General features: G+C 47.6%; 6 protein-coding genes (1 of these 6 cut by a window edge). All 6 read right to left on the reverse strand.

Going from position 1 to position 19,900, the window contains the following annotated elements:
- Tightly spaced (each overlapping or abutting the next), the 6 genes in view from D9603_RS13140 to D9603_RS13160 form a layout consistent with a single transcriptional unit that may run on beyond the window.
- The gene (locus D9603_RS13140) at positions 1 to 3,126 is read right to left on the reverse strand and encodes an efflux RND transporter permease subunit (protein ID WP_128731649.1); all 3,126 of its coding nucleotides are present in this window, start codon (positions 3,124 to 3,126) and stop codon (positions 1 to 3) included.
- Positions 3,087 to 4,247: an efflux RND transporter periplasmic adaptor subunit gene (locus D9603_RS13145; RefSeq protein WP_161972743.1), complete on the reverse strand. Its 1,161-nt coding sequence runs from the start codon at positions 4,245 to 4,247 to the stop codon at positions 3,087 to 3,089. The genes D9603_RS13140 and D9603_RS13145 overlap by 40 nt, the downstream gene beginning before the upstream one ends.
- The gene (locus D9603_RS21660) at positions 4,240 to 5,325 is read right to left on the reverse strand and encodes a hypothetical protein (protein ID WP_161972744.1); all 1,086 of its coding nucleotides are present in this window, start codon (positions 5,323 to 5,325) and stop codon (positions 4,240 to 4,242) included. The genes D9603_RS13145 and D9603_RS21660 overlap by 8 nt, the downstream gene beginning before the upstream one ends.
- Positions 5,325 to 6,635, reverse strand: a complete 1,311-nt coding sequence (locus tag D9603_RS13150; protein ID WP_128731651.1) for an MFS transporter — start codon at positions 6,633 to 6,635, stop codon at positions 5,325 to 5,327. Before D9603_RS13150 ends, D9603_RS21660 begins: the two co-directional genes overlap by 1 nt.
- Positions 6,635 to 10,720 carry a type I polyketide synthase gene (locus D9603_RS13155; protein WP_128731652.1) on the reverse strand — a complete coding sequence of 1,362 codons (4,086 nt, stop codon included), beginning with the start codon at positions 10,718 to 10,720 and terminating at the stop codon, positions 6,635 to 6,637. Before D9603_RS13155 ends, D9603_RS13150 begins: the two co-directional genes overlap by 1 nt.
- On the reverse strand, positions 10,714 to 19,900 hold the final stretch of the coding sequence (locus D9603_RS13160) for a non-ribosomal peptide synthase/polyketide synthase (RefSeq protein ID WP_128731653.1). It continues 11,975 nt past the right edge of the window; only the last 9,187 of its 21,162 coding nucleotides appear in the window; the start codon falls outside the window, past its right edge; its stop codon occupies positions 10,714 to 10,716. The genes D9603_RS13155 and D9603_RS13160 overlap by 7 nt, the downstream gene beginning before the upstream one ends.

Raw genomic sequence — 19,900 nt, forward strand, 5'->3', positions numbered from 1 at the left:
TTAACCCAAGTCAAAATTTGCAGCAGCGATAGTCGATTTATTGTGTTTTACTGCCGCGCTTTTTAGTAGTACAGGCAACATAAATAATGTTGCAAAAGAACTGGCTATCACCCCAAATGCTAAAGACACCGCCATTGGGATCACCATGTGTGCTTGTAAATCTGTCTCAAACATTAACGGCAATAGGCCGATAAATGTCGTCAACGACGTTAAGGTAATGGCCATAAAACGCTGACTAGCCACTTGCACAATGCGACTACCCGGTTTTGAATGGGCCACCAACAAAATTAAGGCATCATTGACCGCGACACCAAGTGCTGCAATCACGCCAAATAGCGACATCACGCTCATACCTAGTCCCATTATCCAATGCCCAAATACGGCACCAACGAAGCAAAATGGCAAGACACTCAAAATCAGTAGAGGCTTTTTGTAGGAGCGCAGTGGAATGGCCAATAATGCGTAAATACCAAAAAGCGATAATAGGAATAGCACCGCTTGACGAGACATTCTGCCTTGTTGCTCTTTGAGCTCACCGTTTAGGTTAAATGTCAGCCCTGGAAACTCAGCTGATAGCTCAGCGAGAATGCTCTGCTCTAACAAATCAGAGATATCATCAGGGTCCGCAAGCAGCGGGTCCACTGACGCCATTAAGACAACATTTTGTCTACCATTATCGGAGCGAATTTCTGTGGGCGCTTGGATCAACTGATAGGTGGCTACGTCCGTAAACAACAATTCAGTCCCATCATCTAGGTGAATATATATGTTATCGAGCTGATGTAGTTGAGCACGATAGTCTTGCGGATACTTGAGCATCACCTTGACTTCAAAGCTATCTCTTAGTACTCGCTGTACCTCAATACCATAAATTGCTGTGGTAACCTGAGACATCAACATCTCTGGTGTGAGACCTAGGTTCTGTCCCATTTCATTTAATGCTAACCGAACCTCTATATCCATGTTGCTCTGACTGTTTGTCACATCATAAACCGCAGACAAGGCGTTTAGCTTTTGCTCTAGTTGCTTAGCGGCAGCATCAACTTGTAAAGGGACTTCCCCCACTACATTGATCTGAATATCTCGCGATTCAGGGTCACCATCTAGTGTTTCTTGGATCCGATACTCTTTTAACCCTGGCATGTTAGGAAGCGCTTGCCTCCAAAGCTTTGCCAATGCAAAAGTGTCTAATTTTCTCGCCTCATCATCTACCAACTTAACGTATAACTCCGCATTTTGCGGACCATCAAGGATCACCGCAGTGTGGGCAACCATACCTTGGCCATATTGTGAAGCCAGCGATTTATCAACATCTAACACGCTTTGTTCAAAAGCTCGTATCGCCTCTACCGTCATGGCTTCAGAGGCTGTACTTTCCATCCGAAGTTGAATTGAAGGGAAATCATGAGGAACACGGGCATCTCCAATCCACTTTACATGACCACCTGAGAGCATACCCATTGCAACCATAAATAACGCAAAAAATGCACTGACTACTGGCCAACGTTTTGGTAGCAAAGTTCGCAGCACAGGTTCATATACGCCACGAATAAACGACTGCATACCAAGCGCAATGGTGTTGCGTAGTTTATCTAGCACAGGAGTCACCCGCTTCTTTGGGCCTATCGCAGCAAGGTGAGCCGGTAAGATCAATTTAGATTCGATGATTGAAAACAACATCGCGAACACCACAACAAACCCAATACTGCGAAATAACTCTCTTGATTCCCCTTCTACAAACAGCAGCGGTAAAAATGCAGTAACTGTGGTGAGTACGCCAAATACCGTCGCGACTGACACTTTTTCAACTCCTTTTATTACGCTGGCTTGTTGATAGCCTGTACGCTCACACTCATGATAGACACTTTCTGACACCACGATGGCGTCGTCTACTACGATACCCAGCACCAAAATAAAGCCAAACATGCTCATTAAATTAAGCGTTACCGATACACTTTCCATGGGCAGCAGCATCATAGTGCCAAGATAGCTAATGGGGATCCCAGCCATTACCCACATGGCAATACGAGGACGTAAAAATAAACTCAGAACCACAAAAACTAACAAAGCACCTGCAAACAGGTTTTCCATCATCATGTCCAAGCGCCCTTCAACATAGTAATTAAAGTCGAGCCAAGCGGTCGCCGTTAAGCCAGCTTCTAATGACGCTGAATGCGTAGCTAGATAGCGTTCAACCGCCTCTGATACGACCGCGATATCTTGCTCAGGGGCGGCACTGATTTGGAAAATACGAGCCGGTTTACCATCAAAGCTTGAAAAGAAAGCCCCATCCGCCAAGGTGTCGTTTACAGTGGCAACTTCCCCAAGCAGTACCGTAGCACCGTTGGATAAAGTAAGTACTGGGATCGTCGCAAATTCACCTGAGCGGTATGCCTGATTCTCCATTCGCACAGTGATTTCACCTTGCTCATTTCGGATAAAACCACCCGTTTGGTTTATTGAGTAAGCATTGATCCGTTCGCTCAATTGCGTCATGGTTAGGCCATAACGCCTCAGTGCATCAGGGTCTACTTCAATACTGACCTCAAAATCGCGACCACTGTCATGATCAACATATTGCACCTCAGGTAACAGTAAGAGTTCCCGTTGTAGCTTGGCTGCCGCCATTTTTAGATTTTTTTGATCTGCACTGCCGTACAAGGCTAGAAACATTACAGTATGGCGTGGCGGTATATATTCAATCACAGGACGTTCAATGCCGACGGGGAGTGTTGATAACGCGTCAATTTCACGCTTCACACGGGCTAACAATTGTTGCGCATCACTATCGTCACTCAAGGTCAAACGAACTCGGGCCAACTCCTTGTTGCTGAGCCCCACCATACGGCGCACCTCAGGTAACCCTTGCAGTGCATTCTCTATTTTTTCGGTCACCCCAATTTTTACTTCAGCAGCCGATGCTCCTGGATACTCAACGATGACCTCAATTTGCTGATTGGGCTCAAGTGGCAATAACTGCTTATTAATAGACAAAAACGATAACACACCGCCAATCAATAAAAACAACATCAGTAAATTGACGGCGATAGGGTTTTTAATAAACCAAGCAATCACGTTACGAAGCATCACTGCATCTCCTTGTTCGGTGTAGCCGTCTGTACCCACTGTTCACCTGATGAGATGTGTCTGACTTCAACTTGCATCCCAGCAACTGGGTTTTGCAGTGGAGTCACTATCAAGCGATCACCCGCTTCCAACCCAGCCGAAATTAATGCCTGATCTTCATAAAAGCTTTTAACGGTTAATTGCCTGTGGTGTAAGCGGCCCTCGCCATCTACAACCCACGCGCTGCCTTGACGTAAAAATTTAGCTGGGATCGCTGTGTGACGGACACTCTGCTCAAGCTCTACCTTTGCTATTACATAATCACCAAATCGCAGCGCATCTAGGTCTGAATGTAAGGCTAACGGATCCATAACACGGACAACCACGTGATTTACCGCATGTTCACCCGTGGTGTTTTCAATACGTACAATTTCGCCATAGCGTTTTTTACTCAGCGATGAAGTAAGTTCAACTCGCTTTCCAATGAGTGATGGTGCGCGCTTTAGCTGAGCAACACTTAGTGGTAGTCGGATCTGTGCGATATCTGTGCTCATTAACTGCCCTAACACCTCTCCTTGTTCGACGTATTGACCCAGTCCCACCGAGCGCGTGGCTACAACGGCATTAAATGGTGCTCTAATCACCGTTTTGTTTAAGTCTCTTTGGGCAATCAGCAAGTCCGCCTTAGCAGCTTCAATGTTTGCCAGCTCTCTGGCTAGTTGTGGCTTATAAAGCGCAAGATCGGAAGGTGTTTGATCTGTGACACCTTGCCATTCTTGCTCTGCGACCTTGGCTTGCGCTTCGATCAAAGTGTACTCAGCTTGAGTGCGGCTAAGTTCAGCTTTTGCTTTTAACAGTGCGGCATGATAACTGTGCTGTTCAATACGGAGTAACGGGCCTTGATTACTGACCAAGTCGCCGTCGTTAAATTCGGTAGCCACTTCTTCGATCCGACCACTCACCTCCGCCGCCAGCTGAGTGTGATACAAAGGTTCAACTCGACCTCGAGTCGTTAGGGTGATCGGTGCTTCCACTTCTTGCACTGTGATGGCACTTACGACGGGCAGCTGTTGCTGTGGTTCAATGACATCCGGCTCATCTTGGGCGCTTAGTCCAACAAAAGCGACCACACCAAAAACCAAAATTGCACCTGACAAGGCAACCGTTTTCAGCTTATTCATGGTGCGCCTCCAGCAGTAATACCGACAGCGCTTGTAATTGATTAAGTAACGCAGGGATCCGAGCGCTAGCCTCGTGAACTGAACCAAGTACGGTGTCGGAACCTTGCTCCGAACGACCACAGGCATACTCTTGGTGACGCCATAAAAGATATAACTGACGTAAGAACGCCTCAGCATAAAACGCAGTTTTTGGTACATGTTGGGTGATGCAGGTTTGCAAAAACCCTTCCCCTAATGGCGCTAAGTTCGTGACCCAAGCTCGCTCATCGTGCTGTGTCATGTTGCCGCCTAGAAGGAGCGGCCAAAAGTATACACAGTTAAGCCAAAAGTGCGCTAAAAATCGCAGTCCTGAATCGATAGATACTTGCGGGTCCATTACCGCAAGTTGTCCATTGTGCTGCAATACCAAGTTTTCTGGATGAATATCTTCATTTACCAATGTAAGTGGCCATTCATGTAACGATTGCAGCTCATAACTCAGCGTTAGCGCGTCAATTAATGCCGTCGCTTCTGTTTCTATGCTTATTTCTTTAATAAGATTGATAAAGCGTCGTTTTTCAAATTGGTATTGAAGCTGTTGTGCGGTTTCATTTTGGCCCTTCAAACCGCCTTCAGTGGTCAAAAGTAACTTGCCCATACCGTCACAAGGCGCTGGCTTTTTATAAGCACTGAGTAAAGCTCTCGCCAACGTGCAACCTGCCTGATGAGCTTGCTCAGAAGTAAAATCGGCAAAGGCCACTGCCTGTTCTAATTTTGACTCTATGACCCAAAATTGACCATCTAACTGGCCACTTTGATATTGCTGAGGGACTGCCAACTCACTACCTGCAAGCGCTTGGTAAAACAATTGCGTGCCTTTATATTCTCCGGCAATCAGCGACGCTGAATGGCTCTCTACTTCGCCATATGGAAAGCGCTTTCTAAACTTAACCACCATTGCGGGCTGTTGTGGCGATGTCACTTCATACGCAACGTGAATGTCCCCGTTTCCAAGCTCTTGGTACTGTATTCCTTCATGGCTTACAAACTGAGCAGCAATGAGGTGATTAAGCTGAGTTTGACGACGTACTGATAACATTAGATACCTCCTGCTTTAACGGCTTTATCCAATGCGGGATAGCTGGTTTTTAAAAAGTCACCCGCCTGTTCGGCTTCTAGGCGCATAAAGGTTTTAAAATGCGGCAATAAATACAGGCAAGGTGCAACCACTAATGCAACAGCTCCTAACACCAATAATGTAGTTGAAAAGCCCACTTTATCTACACTTATCCCGACCGCAGACATGCTGACAGGCTCAATCCCTTTACCCATAAATCCAAGTGTTGCACCAATTCTTGAACGCAAAATATCTGGCACGGAAGCCATCACTTGCGAAGACAGAACTACGTTTGCCCATACGGTTGCCAAACCAATTAGCGTCAATGAAACAAGTACTTGGTAAATGTGAATGTTAAATGCCATGGAGCCGATACATACACCAAGGAGTAGAAATGCAAAAAGCATGATGCGGTCTAACGACACTTTTTGGGCAATAAAACCGAACAACACCACACCTAAAATACTGCCGATTGCCAGTCCTGATTCAAGCAAACCTACGTACCAAGCAGGCAATTGCTCCACTTCTTTCACAAGGTAAGGAACCAGTACTTCCAATGGCGCAACGGTGAAATTGATAAACATGACAATCAATGACAAACCAAGCAGTATGCGTACTTGAAAAACCACTCTGAATCCCTCTAATACTGCATTCCACCAAGTTTTCACTCCCATCACACCACTACTCTCGCTGGCTTTTGTGTTAGCGCGGATCAGCAATGAGCAAATCATCGCCACCAAGAAAGTCGCCGTATTGACCCAAAACGCCACCATCACACCAAACACAGATACTAATGCACCACCGAGCAGGCCACCAACGATCCCCGCCATCGCGTTGATACCCTCTGTTTTATTGATGGCCTCTTTGAGTAACGCTTTATCGACTAGCTGAGCAACAATACTGCGAGACGAGCTGCTAAAGAGCGCCCCAGCGGTGGTGTTCACAGTGAACAAGGCAACTAACAGTGCTTTATCAAAGTGGTCAAACATCACACAGGCCGCCAAAGCGACAAACACTATCGCGCGAATGATGTCACTCAAGGCAATCACATGCTTACGACTGTAACGGTCTCCGATGGGACCAAATAGTGGGGTTAGGACAACCCCTATCGCCATAGGAATGGCCAACATTGTACCCATCACAGCAGCCGATCCGGTTTTTTCTAGGATCCACCAACCTAACGCCAGCATGCCCACGGCATCACCAACTAATGATAGGCTTTGTCCCAATCGGTAAATCCAAAAGTCTCTACCTAATCCTTGCTTTTTTGTGGTGCTTTTTTGCTCGCCCATTATTCTTCCTCAGTCAGTACTGCTGCACTTTTTTCTTGATTGTTAAGTTCAGTTACACAGGGTAAAAATCCACGTTCCATCAGTCTTTGGATGTAACGGTTTACCGTACCTGCGCTAATTTCTGGTAGACTGTGATGCTCCTTTTGTAACGTTTCACAGAGCAAGTCGTTATTAAAACGAAGCTGCTTATTGACCTCTGCTTCCCCCTCTTGCGCCTGCAACATACGATATAGCGGACGCTGCTGCGCTTCTGTCAGCATCTGGGTTACCCGTTTCGCCCAAAGTGTGTCATCGAGAATTTGCAGTGGATAACCTAATGATCTGGCTTGCTCGGCTAGGTCGTGGAAGGTCAATAAATTATGTGGTACTAAATGATATACCGAGCCTACAGGTGCATGTTCGGCCAATGTATGAGTGATAGCGCAAGCTTGGTCAACCGGTAACATGTCAACATATAATCCTGCCGCTGAACGAGGATAAGCCGACACTTGAATACAACCTTTTACCAGTGCCCAAATCGCATCTTTTTCATTGCATTGTCCGCTTTCTTGAGGACCGGTAATGTTACCTGCTCGCAAGACAAGCGTATCAAATCCACGTGCTTTGGCCTGCCAGATCAGCTGCTCTGCCGCCCACTTGCTGTGCCCATATCCAGAACTAAATTCGCCAGTTAACAGTTCAGGTTGCTCGGTAACTTGCGTTTCGCCCACATAAGCCGTGTTAGAGTAGACTGAAATGGAAGAGGCGAAAATAAGCCGCTTTTTCGGCCCTTGTGCGGCCAATTGCAAGCAAGTTGTTACGCTATCAATATTTGCAGCACGCAATGACTCAACACCATAGAAATGGTTAACTGAAGCTGCCAGATGGTATATTTTGCTCACTTGCTGGCCTAATGCCTCAAACGCCTCTGACGGCAGACCAAATAAAGGCTCACAGATATCACCGATGATGACCTTGATCCGCGAGCTGGCGATCTGTAGCGGCAATCCATAATGCCGAGCAGTTTGATACAACCTTTGCCTTGCGGCACTTTCGTCTTCAGCTCGGACTAAGCAATATAAAGTACTATCACTCGAATCTAGCAATTGCTGCAGCAGGTGGATCCCCCAAAACCCAGTACACCCAGTGATCAAAGCAGCGTCAACCTGAACATCGGTATTATTAGGTTGCAGTGTTTCACTCAGAGTGAGCGCGAGTTCAGTTCCATTCTTTTGCTCAGATTGCGAGGTAACAAATTGACTCAATTGACTGGCCGTAGGAGCTTGCAAGAACTGATCGAGTGTTAAGCTGGTACCGAGTTTACTGTTGATGTCTTTCAACACACTCACCAACAGTAGAGAGTCACCACCCAGACTAAAGTAGTCGTCCTCCACGGTAAGGTCATCACGGTCAAAGTAGGATGAAAAGACACTTAGGATCTGTGCTTCAGGGCTGAGTCCATGGGCTTGAGGTTCAGACTCTGGCGTGACAGAAGCAGCAACTTCCGTGTGGCTTAAGCGTTTTTCTCCCCACCAATAGGTTTTACGCTCAAACGGATAGGTTGGCATTACTTGACGTTGATAAGCGCCTTCTCCCAACATGGCGTCCCAATTAGGTTCAACCCCGCACGTCCATAGTTGAGCTATCGCTCGCAGCAACGACTGCTGTTCATGACCAAGCTGTTTTGCATTGCCAATGGTTGCCACGCCATAATGATAATCTTGTCGCTTCAATAACTGTGTGAACAGCTGCCCAGGACCTACTTCTACGCAAATATACTGCTGTGATTTTAGCAAGGCTAAACCATCAGCGAACTTCACTGTATGCCTTACATGCTCACTCCAATACTGGGGCGTTGCAGCTTTTACAAAATCGACCCACTCGCCGCTTCTATTTGAAATCCAAGGCGTACTAGGTTGAGTAAACTTAAGTTTCGTCAAATAACGCTCAAATTCACTTAACATGGGAGCCATTTGTTGACTGTGATAAGCATGAGAAGTCTTTAGGCGTTTTGGTGACAGCCCTTCTTCAGATAGGATTAACTCGGCTTCCTGAATTGCCTCAAAACTGCCCGCAATAACACATGTGTCGTGACTGTTTTCAACGGCTAATTCAATACCGTTTGGCATCAAATCAGCTATACTTTGCCAACTTTTCGAGACACTTAGCATCGCTCCTGTGGGCATGCTATCCATTAATCTCGCCCGTTCAATAACGGCACCAAGGGCATCTTCTAGCGACAATAACCCACTAAGACAAGCCGCGACCCACTCTCCTAAGCTATGCCCAAGATAAGCATCTGCTTGAATACCATAATAAGCCAGCAGCTTAGCTAAACTGTATTCCACAGCAAACAATACTGGCTGAGTGTTTTTGGTGATGGCCAGCTGAGCGTCATCACTGTGTAATAGCTGAATAATGTCTACACCGCGATTTAACGCATAGGCTGCGACTTGGTCTAAGTGACGACGATATTCAGGCTCACTGCGATATAACGCCATCCCCATTTGTACAAATTGGGTTCCTTGCCCAGGGAAGATAAACGCCACTTTGGCTTGATGTTGCGCTTGATGCTCACCAACCTGTCCGTACACTTCGCCTTGATGCAATAACACTGCACGCCTCAGCGGATAACGCTCGCGACCATGTACCATGGTTTTTACGCAATCTCGAGACAGATTGCCTCGGCGCTCAGCTTCCGCCAAAATGGCTTGGTTATAATCGCTCAACGATTTCGTTGATTTTGCGCTCAATGGTACAAAACTCCACGGATTAAGCTGCGCTGTTGCTTGCGTTTTAGCAGGCATATTCTGCAGCACCACGTGAGCATTGGTGCCACCAATACCAAACGAGCTAACTCCCGCCAATAGCGTTTCTTGCTGATTTAACGCAACCGCTTGCTGGTTTACTCTCAGTGGACTGGCCTGCATTGCAAAGGCAGGATTGGGCTGTTCAAAATGTGGCATCGGTGGAATAACGCCTTTATCCAATACCAGTGCCGCTTTGATGACTCCCGCGATCCCCGCAGCCGCATCCAAGTGGCCATAATTCGTTTTTAGCGACCCCACATAGGTTTGCTGCGCCGTCGCACCAAGCTCTTCATAGGCGCGACTCAAAGCATTGAGTTCAATTGGATCCCCCAACTTGGTGGCTGTTCCATGTGCTTCTACAAATTTAACTTGCTCAACGGGTAAATCCGCGGCAGTCATGGCTTCAATTACCAATTCTGCCTGTGCATTTTCGCTGGGCGCGGTATAACCGACCTTCTCATTGCCATCATTATTTAGCGCTGTGGAGCGGATCACCGCGATAATGTTGTCGCCATCTTCAAGGGCCTCTTTGGTGCGTTTGAGCACCACCGCAGCAACGCCACTGCCGGTCAAAGTACCTGACGCTTTTTCATCAAATGGTCGGCAAATTCCATCTTCCGAAAAGATAGCGCCTTCTATGTATTGGTAGCCCTTTTCATCTCCTAACTGAAGCGAACTGCCCCCCACCAGCGCCATATCACAATGGAAGCTTTCAAGGTGTTGCACTGCCACAGACAAAGCGGTAAGCGAAGTTGAGCAGGCCGTTGCCAGCGTCATTGCTGGCCCCCGGAGGTTTAAATGCCACGCTACGCGAGTTGCTAGTTGGTCTGGCAAGCTACCAGAAAACAAGCTCATGGCGTTGTGACTGTCGACATGATGGATCACATTTTCAATAAAGTATTGGCTTGGACTGACTCCCGCAAATACGCCAACCTTGCCGTCGACTTGGCTCGGTGCATATCCGGCGTGTTCTATAGCGGTTTGGCACACTTCCAAAAAGCAACGTTGTTGCGGGTCAATCATGGCCGCTTCACGAGCCGACAAATTATATAAATTAGCATCAAAGTCAGCGGCGCCCTCTAAATTCAGTGTTACTGGCACCCAATCCTTTGGCAATTGCGCTTGCTCTTCTGCACTCAGTTGATGCACTGTCATGCCACTTTGACCTGCACATAAGGTTTGCCAAAAGGCGTCGATATTTTCAGCTTTAGGAAAACGTCCAGCCATACCTATGATGGCAATGCTGTCTTCCAATTCTTCTGCCAGCTCAGTTATTGTTGTTGGTTCGCTTAGCATGTTTCTTTCCCTCTACGTTGACGTTGACGCGCTTGGCGTCGTTTATTACCAGCTTGACTACCTAGCTTGGGCTTAGCTGCAACTGTCTCATCACTTAAGCAGCTGGCTTGTGCCGAAATTGTGGTGTGTTTGAATAAAGCCAATAATTCAACTTCTTTTTCGAATGCTTGATTTATCGCCGCTTGTAATCGCGTGGCGAGAATCGATTGGCCTCCAACATCAAAGAAATTGTCGGTTACTCCAAAGTCGCTATGACCCAAAATTTCCTGCCAGAGTGTCATTAAGGTTTGTTGTACCTGACCACTCGCTTGTTGCCTTGGGCCAGAACTCACCACCTCAGCAGCGGGTAAGGCTGAGCGCTTGATCTTACCGTTGACGTCGGTGGGTAAAGCTGCAAGTTCACACCACAACTGAGGCACCATGTAACTCGGTACTAGTGATTGCAATTGCGCTTTGACTTGTGCGGCTGGAGCTGTGGTTACAATATATGCAGCGAGTGCTGTGACGGTTTCGCCTTCGTACTGCGGCACCACCGCGGCTTGGCTTACTTCGGCAAAGTTGCACAGTACCGCCTCAACTTCTTCAAGCTCAACACGGTGACCACGCAGCTTTATCTGATTATCGGCGCGGCCAATAAACACCAAGTTACCGTCGCCGTCATAGCGCACGAGGTCGCCAGAGTTATACAAACGGCCATGGCTTGGATGCGTGGTAAACCGCGCGTCTGTCACGTCTGGCTTGCGCCAATAACCTAACCCCACACATGGACCGCCGATGTATAGCGTACCAACAGCCCCAGGTGGCACTGGTTGTAATTGGTCATCCAATACAAACAACTTACTGCCTGGGCGTGGGACCCCCATGTGCGGTTTGCGATTGCGACTAATATCAAAATCCCCCAATGACACACCTACCCCCGTTTCACTCGGGCCGTAGGCATTAATAATGCGGCGCGTTGGTGCACTCCAAGATTGCAACAGTGCATAGGAAGGCGCTTCACCTGCCGTTAAAATGGTGTGCAGTGCTGGATACGCATGAACAGGAGTATTGGCTAATACCGATGGGAATAGGATGGCAAAATTTACCTGCATGGTTTCAAGGGTTTGGGCCAAAGCAATGCCCGGCATAACAGCCATTTTGTCTGCTAACAGTAAAGTTGCACCATTCATTAACGCCGCCCAAAACTCTAATACGGCAGAGTCGAAGGCGATGGAAGCAAATTGCAACACCCGAGTACCCACTTGAATATCCAGTAAATTATCTGAATTACGGGCAAAGCCCATGACTGCACTATGCTGTAACAATGTGCCTTTAGGACGCCCAGTAGTACCCGAGGTATAGATCACATAAGCCAGTTGATCGCAACGAACCTTGATTTGAGGGTTTGTCCGCTCTATAGACGCGATAATATGCTCAAAGTCATCCAAAAATAAGTATTCCCCTTGCACTGACTGAGCAGTTTCTTGGGTACACAGCAACAAGTCAGCATCACTGTCTGATAAAATATAATCTCTACGTTCGGCTGGTAACTCAGGGTCTAACCCAATGTAAGCGGCACCCGCTTTCAACACAGCAAGGGCAGCAATCACACTGAGTTCATTACGCGGCAGGCACAGCGCCACCCTCGAACCTACTTGCACGCCTCTAGCTAATAGAACACGTGCTAAGCCATTGGCCTTTTCGTCGAGCATGCAATATGTCAGCGAAGTGCCATTTAACACCTCAACAGCAACGGCATCGGGATAAGCTTCTGCGCGGCGTTCAAACTCTCCGTGTAAGGTAGCGGTTTGCGGCCACTGACCATCAACTTGACTCCAATGACTAAGTTTTTGCTGTTGCTTAGGAGAAACTACACTTAGCTCATTGATAGGCATTGCTAACCAACTCGACAGTTGCGTTAAGGCATATTCATAGCTACCAATTAAGCTATCAATCAGTCCGGCTTCAAACAAATCAACATCATACTCAAGTTGGATCACCATGCCGTCGTCGCTATGCTGAACAAACCAGCATAAGTCGAGTTTTACACTCTCAGGTTCACTTTCAACTGGAGTGATAGTTAACCCGTCTAATGTGACCGAATCCGAAGGCAAGTTGTGCAACGAGAAAGTGATCTGAAACAGTGGATTCATCCCAGCTAAGCGGTTGGGCGCAACAGCTTCAACAATTTGGCTCAGTGGTATGGTTTGATGATCTAGCGCATCAAATGCACTATCACGTACCTGTGACAAGAATTGCTGGAGCGTCTGCTGAGGATCCAACTGACCGCGCAGTGGTAACGTATTCACAAACAAACCAACCGTGCGCTCAAACGCCACGTCATCTCGTCCCGACACAGGGAAACCTGTCACTAAGTCCGTTTCTCCGGTGAATTTATGCTGTACCAACTGCCAAGCTGCCAGCAGTAACATAAAGCTAGACATGCCTTGAGATTGTGCCAGTTGGGTCAAATCGTCAGTGACATCCTGAGTTAATACCACCTCTCGTCTTGCGCCTTGTTGACGGCTCAACTCTCGCTCCATTTGTAGCGACAATTGGTGACTTTGCGGTGCAGCAGCCAAATGACCTCGCCACCAGTCTAAGCCTTCTTCAAGCTGCGTTTGCGGCAATGCCTGATACTGCCAGTAGTCTGAGCCACTGATCATGGTTGTGTTTTTGGCTTGGTATAAAGCCATAAACTCTTCAGCTAAAATGGTCAGTGACCAACCATCGGCGATTAAATGCGAGACGACAAACTGTAAGCACGCCTGCGCACCTTTGGTCAGCAATACCACTTTAAATAACGTATCTCCATCAAAGCTAAAGGGTTCTGCACCAAGTTGTTGCGCATGTTCGATTAATGATTCATTTGGCCCTAAATTGATGACTTCAAAGGGCGCAGGCGCGGTCGCTTCACGAGCATGCTGCCAAAGACCTTGGGTGTCTTGTTTTAGATACACACGTAAGGCTTTGTGACCCTGCCAAAGCGCAGTAACCGCGTGCTCGATACGAGCAAGGTCATAGGTTCCATCAATCAATAACGCCAGCGGCATGTTGTAAGCACTCTTATCACCTAGCAAACTCTGTGCAATCCAAAAGCTTTGCTGCATCAAAGTCGCGGCTTTACGCTCCACCTGAGGTAACTCTGCCAACTCGGTTTTTTCTTGCGTAAGCGGTTCGTCAGGACCAACCAAAGCAGCCAGTTCGCGAACGGTTGCCATTTGGAAAAAGTCACGCATGGCAATTTTGTAATTGAACTGCTTTTGTAAGCGCGATATGACACGAGTTGCTAACAGTGAGTGTCCACCAATTTCAAAGAAGTTGTCGTCTCGGTAAACCACTTCTAAGTCGAGTAATTCAGCAAATACTTGGGCGACAAACTGCTCAGAATTGGTTTGTGGCAATTCGCCCACTCGAGCTTGCAATGCAGCCTTAGGTTCAGGCAATGCACGGCGGTCGACCTTACCGTTGGCAGTCAGAGGGAAAGCTTCCATCATCACAAAATAAGCAGGCACCATATATTCAGGAAGACGCTGTTGTAACGCGGCTCGAAGTTGCTGTTCACTCGCACGACCTTGACTGTCCATGATATACGCCACCAAAGCAGTACCTCCCTGAGGCTCTTTGTGCGCCATGACCAACGCTTCATCGACGCCTGACATGTCACTTAGCAAGGCTTCGATTTCACCAAGCTCAATTCTAAAACCACGAATTTTCACTTGGTTATCGCAACGGCCGAGATATTCTAAATCGCCATCAACCGTTACCCGTGCCAAATCACCCGAGCGGTAGAGGCGATCTCCATTGACTGTAATAAAGCGATCTGCGGTTTGCTCTGGTAAGTTGAGATACCCACGAGCCAGACCAGCACCTGCAACATAGATCTCTCCTGCTACGCCCACAGGAACTAGGTGTTGATGTTCATCTAAAATCAAAATATCAAGATCAGCGATACCATCACCAATTAAGCTGGCAGTGGCTGTCTGCTCAAGTACATCACTAGCTTGAATACGGCGGTGGGTTGCATGTACAGTGATCTCGGTGATCCCGTACATATTGATAATTTCAATTTCATCTTGATAACGCTCAAACCAGCCCCGAAGCGCCGTAAAATCGATTTCCTCCCCCCCAAGTACCACGCGGCGCACTGGCAGTTGCTGACTACTTTGTAGGTTTTCTCGAACCACTTGTAAAAATGCCGATGGAGTTTGACTTAACTGAGTGACGCCTTGCTCACACAACAGTTGATGGAACGCTTCGCTGTTGCGTGTTGTTTCATAAGGCACCACCACCAATTTACCACCATGTAATAATGCCCCCCAGATCTCCCATACCGAGAAATCAAAAGTGCATGATGAGAACAGACTCCACACATCGTTTTCAGTAATTGGGATCCGTGTAGCGGTCGCATCAAACAGACGCACCACATTGCGGTGCTCTAGTAACACGCCCTTAGGCGTCCCGGTAGAACCTGAGGTATAAATTACATAGGTTAAATCCTCAGGTTGACAACGCACCGGCGGGTTATCGCTGTTGTGGCTAGACATCATGGTCATTGCCGTATCGAGATACTCGACCGTGCTAAATTGCCCGCTGTACTGAGTATCACCAATCACCAACGTAAGGTCAGCGTCATTAACAATATAATCAATACGCTGCTGCGGATGAGTTGGGTCTAGCGGCACATAAGCACCACCGGCCTTCATCACACCTAAGATTGCAATCAGCATATTAATTGAGCGATCTACACAGACACCCACTAAACTCCCCGCCGTAACGCCTCGTTCAATTAACTGCCAAGCAATACGGTTAGCGTGTTGATTGAGCATTTGATAGCGGATTGATTGTCCTTCACACACAATCGCAATGTGTTGCGGATATTGCGCAGCGATCCGTTCGAATCGGGCATGGGTCGTTTCATCGCACATAAAGTCCTGACGCGGTCGCTGGTAAAGCTCACACACCTTACTCGCCACCTCATCACTAAGTAGTGGTAAGCTATCAAGCTGTGCCGTTGGCTGCGCCAACATGCGCGCTAGTATCGCGGTAAAGTTAGACATCATGTCAGCAATTGTGCTTTCATCGAATAAGGCACTGCTATATTCCATTGTCAGCCATGTCCCCTCAGATTGAGGCGTAACATTGAGCAGCAAGTCGTACTTAGCTACGTCCAATTGTGGGTCGATGGCGCTTACCTCAAGACCATCAAGCTCCAAGCCGTCATAGGCTAAGTCTTGATAGGACAGTACCGCTTGGAATACAGGCGTGCGGCTAGTATCTCTAACCTTTACGACCTCTTGCACAATGCGCTCAAATGGAACTTGTTGATTCGCCATCGCCGCTGCCAATTGACGTTGTACAAGAACCAGCAGTTGCTCGAAGCTCTGCTGCGCATCGAATTGCAAGCGCAGTGGCAGCATATTGACGAAGAAACCCACTAATTGCTCAAGTTGCGTCGTCGCTCGGCCCGCCACTGGAGTACCAATAACAATGTCATCTTGGCCGGAGTAACGTCTCAACACAGTGGCAAAGGTCGCCATCATCACCATAAAGCCGGAATAACCTTGGCGTTCATAGCTATTCAATGTTGTCACCAGCGATTGCGGCAATAGGCAGCTATACGTCGCTCCAGCTTCACTGCGGGTCTGCGTGCGAGGTCTGTCGGTATATAATTGCAGATCGGGAGCATCGGCCAATGTATCACGCCAGTAATCCAGCTGTGCGGTAAACGCATGATCATCAAAATGTGATCTTTGCCACTGAGCAAAATCACCATACTGACAGCTTAGTACCGGCAACTCTGGTGTTTGCTGGTCACAATAAGCACGATAGGCCTGTCGTAATTCATCAGCAATAATGGCCAAGGACCAGCCATCCGCCATGGCGTGATGTACATTGATAAGTAGTGCTAAATCCTCGCTATCTAGCATAAAGACATCAGCACGAAATACTGGTCCTTGGCGTAAATCAAATGGCGTCGCGGATACCTTAGCCATCATAGCTTCAAGCTCATCCTCAGCGCAGTAGTGCAGATTAAAAGGCACTTTGGCGCTGGGGTCGGCTTGCTGGTAGGCTTGCTCATTGTCTAAAACAACACGGCTTTTTAGCACTACATGACGATTAGCAACCAATTCAATGGCTTTACTTAATGCGTCTAGCCTTACCTTACCGCGCATTCGGTAAGCAAGCGGGAGGTGGTACGCTAAGCTTTCTGGTTCCATATCGTGTAAGAACCACAGTCTTTCTTGAGCAAACGATAAGGGGTGTATCGCGTCAATAGCAGCGGCTTGGATGCGTTCTTGTTGCCCTGCCGCGCCATCGTTTTGAGCTTGTTGTAGCAGCGCTAGCTGATCCCCTAACCGCTGTTTTAGGAACACTTCAGCAATGGGCAGTTCGATATCAAATTCATCTTTTACTCGGTTTACAAGCTGCATAGCAAGTAACGAGTTACCACCTAAGGTAAAGAAACTATCTTGTAACGAGGGCTGTTTACCTAAAAGCTCTTGCCAGATATCAGCAAGCTGTGCAGCTTGACCTTCCAAGACACCGCTACTTGCCAATTGTCCCCAATCTTCTGCACTTGGCGTTGGCAATACTTTGCTGTCTATCTTGCCGTTTGCATTCAACTTAAAGCGCTCAACAAAGGTAATCGTCGACGGCAACAAATAGTGCGCCACTTTATCTGAGAGCCACTGCTGAAGAGATTGGCGAGTTAACGCATGACCTGGTTTTAGCTGCACATAAGCGGCTAAATAAACCTGCTCTTCGTCTTGACGAACTTGAACATAGCTAAGCTCTACGGCGTCATGTTGGTTCACCCGAACTTGCAGTTCTTCAGGTTCGATGCGGTGTCCACGAATTTTCACCTGATTATCAGTACGACCAATAAAGTGCAGTACACCATCGCTATCTTGACTCACTCTATCTCCAGAACGATAGAGTTTTTCTTCACTGTATGGGGTGAAAACAAACGCCTGCTCAGTTAAGTCTGGACGGTTTAAGTAGCCGTGGGCGACACCTGCCCCACCGAGATACAGCTCACCAGGTACGCCCAATGGTAACAGGCTACCGTGGTCATCCATTACTAAGTGATAACTCCAAGCACAGGCACGGCCAAGTGGCACATCTTGACCAGCAAGAACACTTGGTGTCAGCGCAAATGTGGTTGAGAAAATCGTATTCTCTGTCGGTCCATAGGCACTACACAATTGCCCCTGATAGCCACTAGCTAGTAAGTCACGGCAATAGCGGATTGGGATCACTTCACCGCCAGTCCAAAGTACCCGATAGTGATGTAATATTGTCGGGTCGGTTTGCACATATTGATTAAACAAGGCCACCGTCATAAAGCCATAGTCAACGCCATAATTCGCTAAAGCCTGCCCAAAGTCAGCGGGCGACAATACTTGCGAATGGGAGATCACGGCTAAGCATGCGCCACTTAGGAGCGCAGACCAAATTTCGAAGCTTGCGCCATCAAAAGCAGGGTTATTCATAAAGCTAACCACATTATTTTGGGTTAACTCACCTTGCTCTGGGTTAAGCACCAAGCGGCTGATCCCACGATGAGGAGTGATCACGCCTTTCGGCTTTCCGGTAGAGCCTGAGGTATAAATAACATGGGCAACGGTCTCTGATGAGACACTCTTAAACGGCGCAAGGGTAGAATAATGAGTGAGCGCTAAGTCCCTACTATCAATTGAGGTTAACTGGTTACTACTGAGCGTTGCTTTACTGTGCTTATCAACAAATACCAACTGCATTGCTGCTTGCTCGGCCACAAAATCTATTCGCTCTTGCGGCCAAGCTGGGTCTAACGGCACATAACCTGCGCCAGCTTTTATGATAGCCAAGGCATTGATAATCCAGTCTACCGAGCGAGACATCGCGATTGCAACCAGCGTATTTTGTTGCACACCTTGCTCAATAAGATAGTGTGCCAGCTGGTTAGCCTGCTCGTCTAATTGTCGGTAACTCAGTGCGCTATCTTGTTGTTTTACCGCTATGCGCTCGCCGTGCTCGGCAACCACATGCGCAAAACCAGAGACGAGATCACTAGGTTCAGCCTGCGCCTCAAAATCGGCTTGTCCCAGCGCCATTAATTGCTCAGTTTGTGCTGCGGACACCAAAGAAAGTGATGCAATGGGTGCCGATTGCGCTAAAACAAGCTCTCCAAGAAAATGGATAAAGCCATTAACTAGTTGGTCGCCTAGCGCTTTAGGGAAGACATCCAGTGCAAATTCAAATTCACCAAACACCTGTCCTTCACGTTCAGCCATCGCGAGCAAGAGATCGAATTTAGCGGTGTCATGACTCATTTCAAGCTCGGAAAATTGCACCGTCTCAAGCTCAGCTCCCCCTCCTTGTTGGTCAAGCGTAAACAAAGTCTGTACTAAGGGGTTAACACCAGCGATCCGTTCTTGTTCAAGAGCGTCTACTAAATGTTCAAATGGCACATCTTGATGTGCAAGTACTCCTAACCACTGCGATTTAACCTGGGCAAGATAGTCTGTGAACGCAGCTTGATGCTGACACTGACTACGCAGAGGTAAAGTGTTAACAAATAACCCAACTACCCGTTCAAGTTCTGAATGTTCACGACCAGAAACAGGCACTCCAACTATCAGATCTTGTTGCCCAGTTAAACGCGATAAATAGGCATTATATGCAGCTAACAAGACCATAAATAATGATGCATCTTGCTGCTGGGCGAGCTTACTTAACCCAAGGCTAGTAGCATCATCCAAAGTAAATGCAATACTATAGCCAACAAACGAGCGCTGTTGTGGACGGCGATGTGGGGTTGGCAAGCTTAGCACCGTTGTCGCATCACCCAGCGTTTCTTGCCACCAATTGAGCTGCTCGGCAAGCTGCTGCTGATAACTATCACTCAGTTGCCAGTGGACAACATCACTGAAGGTGATTGCGCTTGGGTTTTGCACGGCTTCACCGCTTAACAGCACCCGTAAGTCATCAAGTAGTAACTGACTGGACCATGCATCCGTGATCACATGGTGCATCATTAGCATCAGCACTTGCTCACCTTGCTTTGAACGCAACAAGTAAGGTACAAACAAACTAGCAGCAAAGTCAAAGCTTTGCTCCGCTCGGTCGCGGCACCAAGTCATGAGTGCCGCATCGGTATCAAATGTTTTAAGTTCAAGTGCTTGAATATCATCGCTGATATACTGTTGTTGCTGT

The sequence above is a fragment of the Pseudoalteromonas sp. PS5 genome (genome assembly GCF_004103255.1).
Taxonomy (GTDB): domain Bacteria; phylum Pseudomonadota; class Gammaproteobacteria; order Enterobacterales; family Alteromonadaceae; genus Pseudoalteromonas; species Pseudoalteromonas peptidolytica.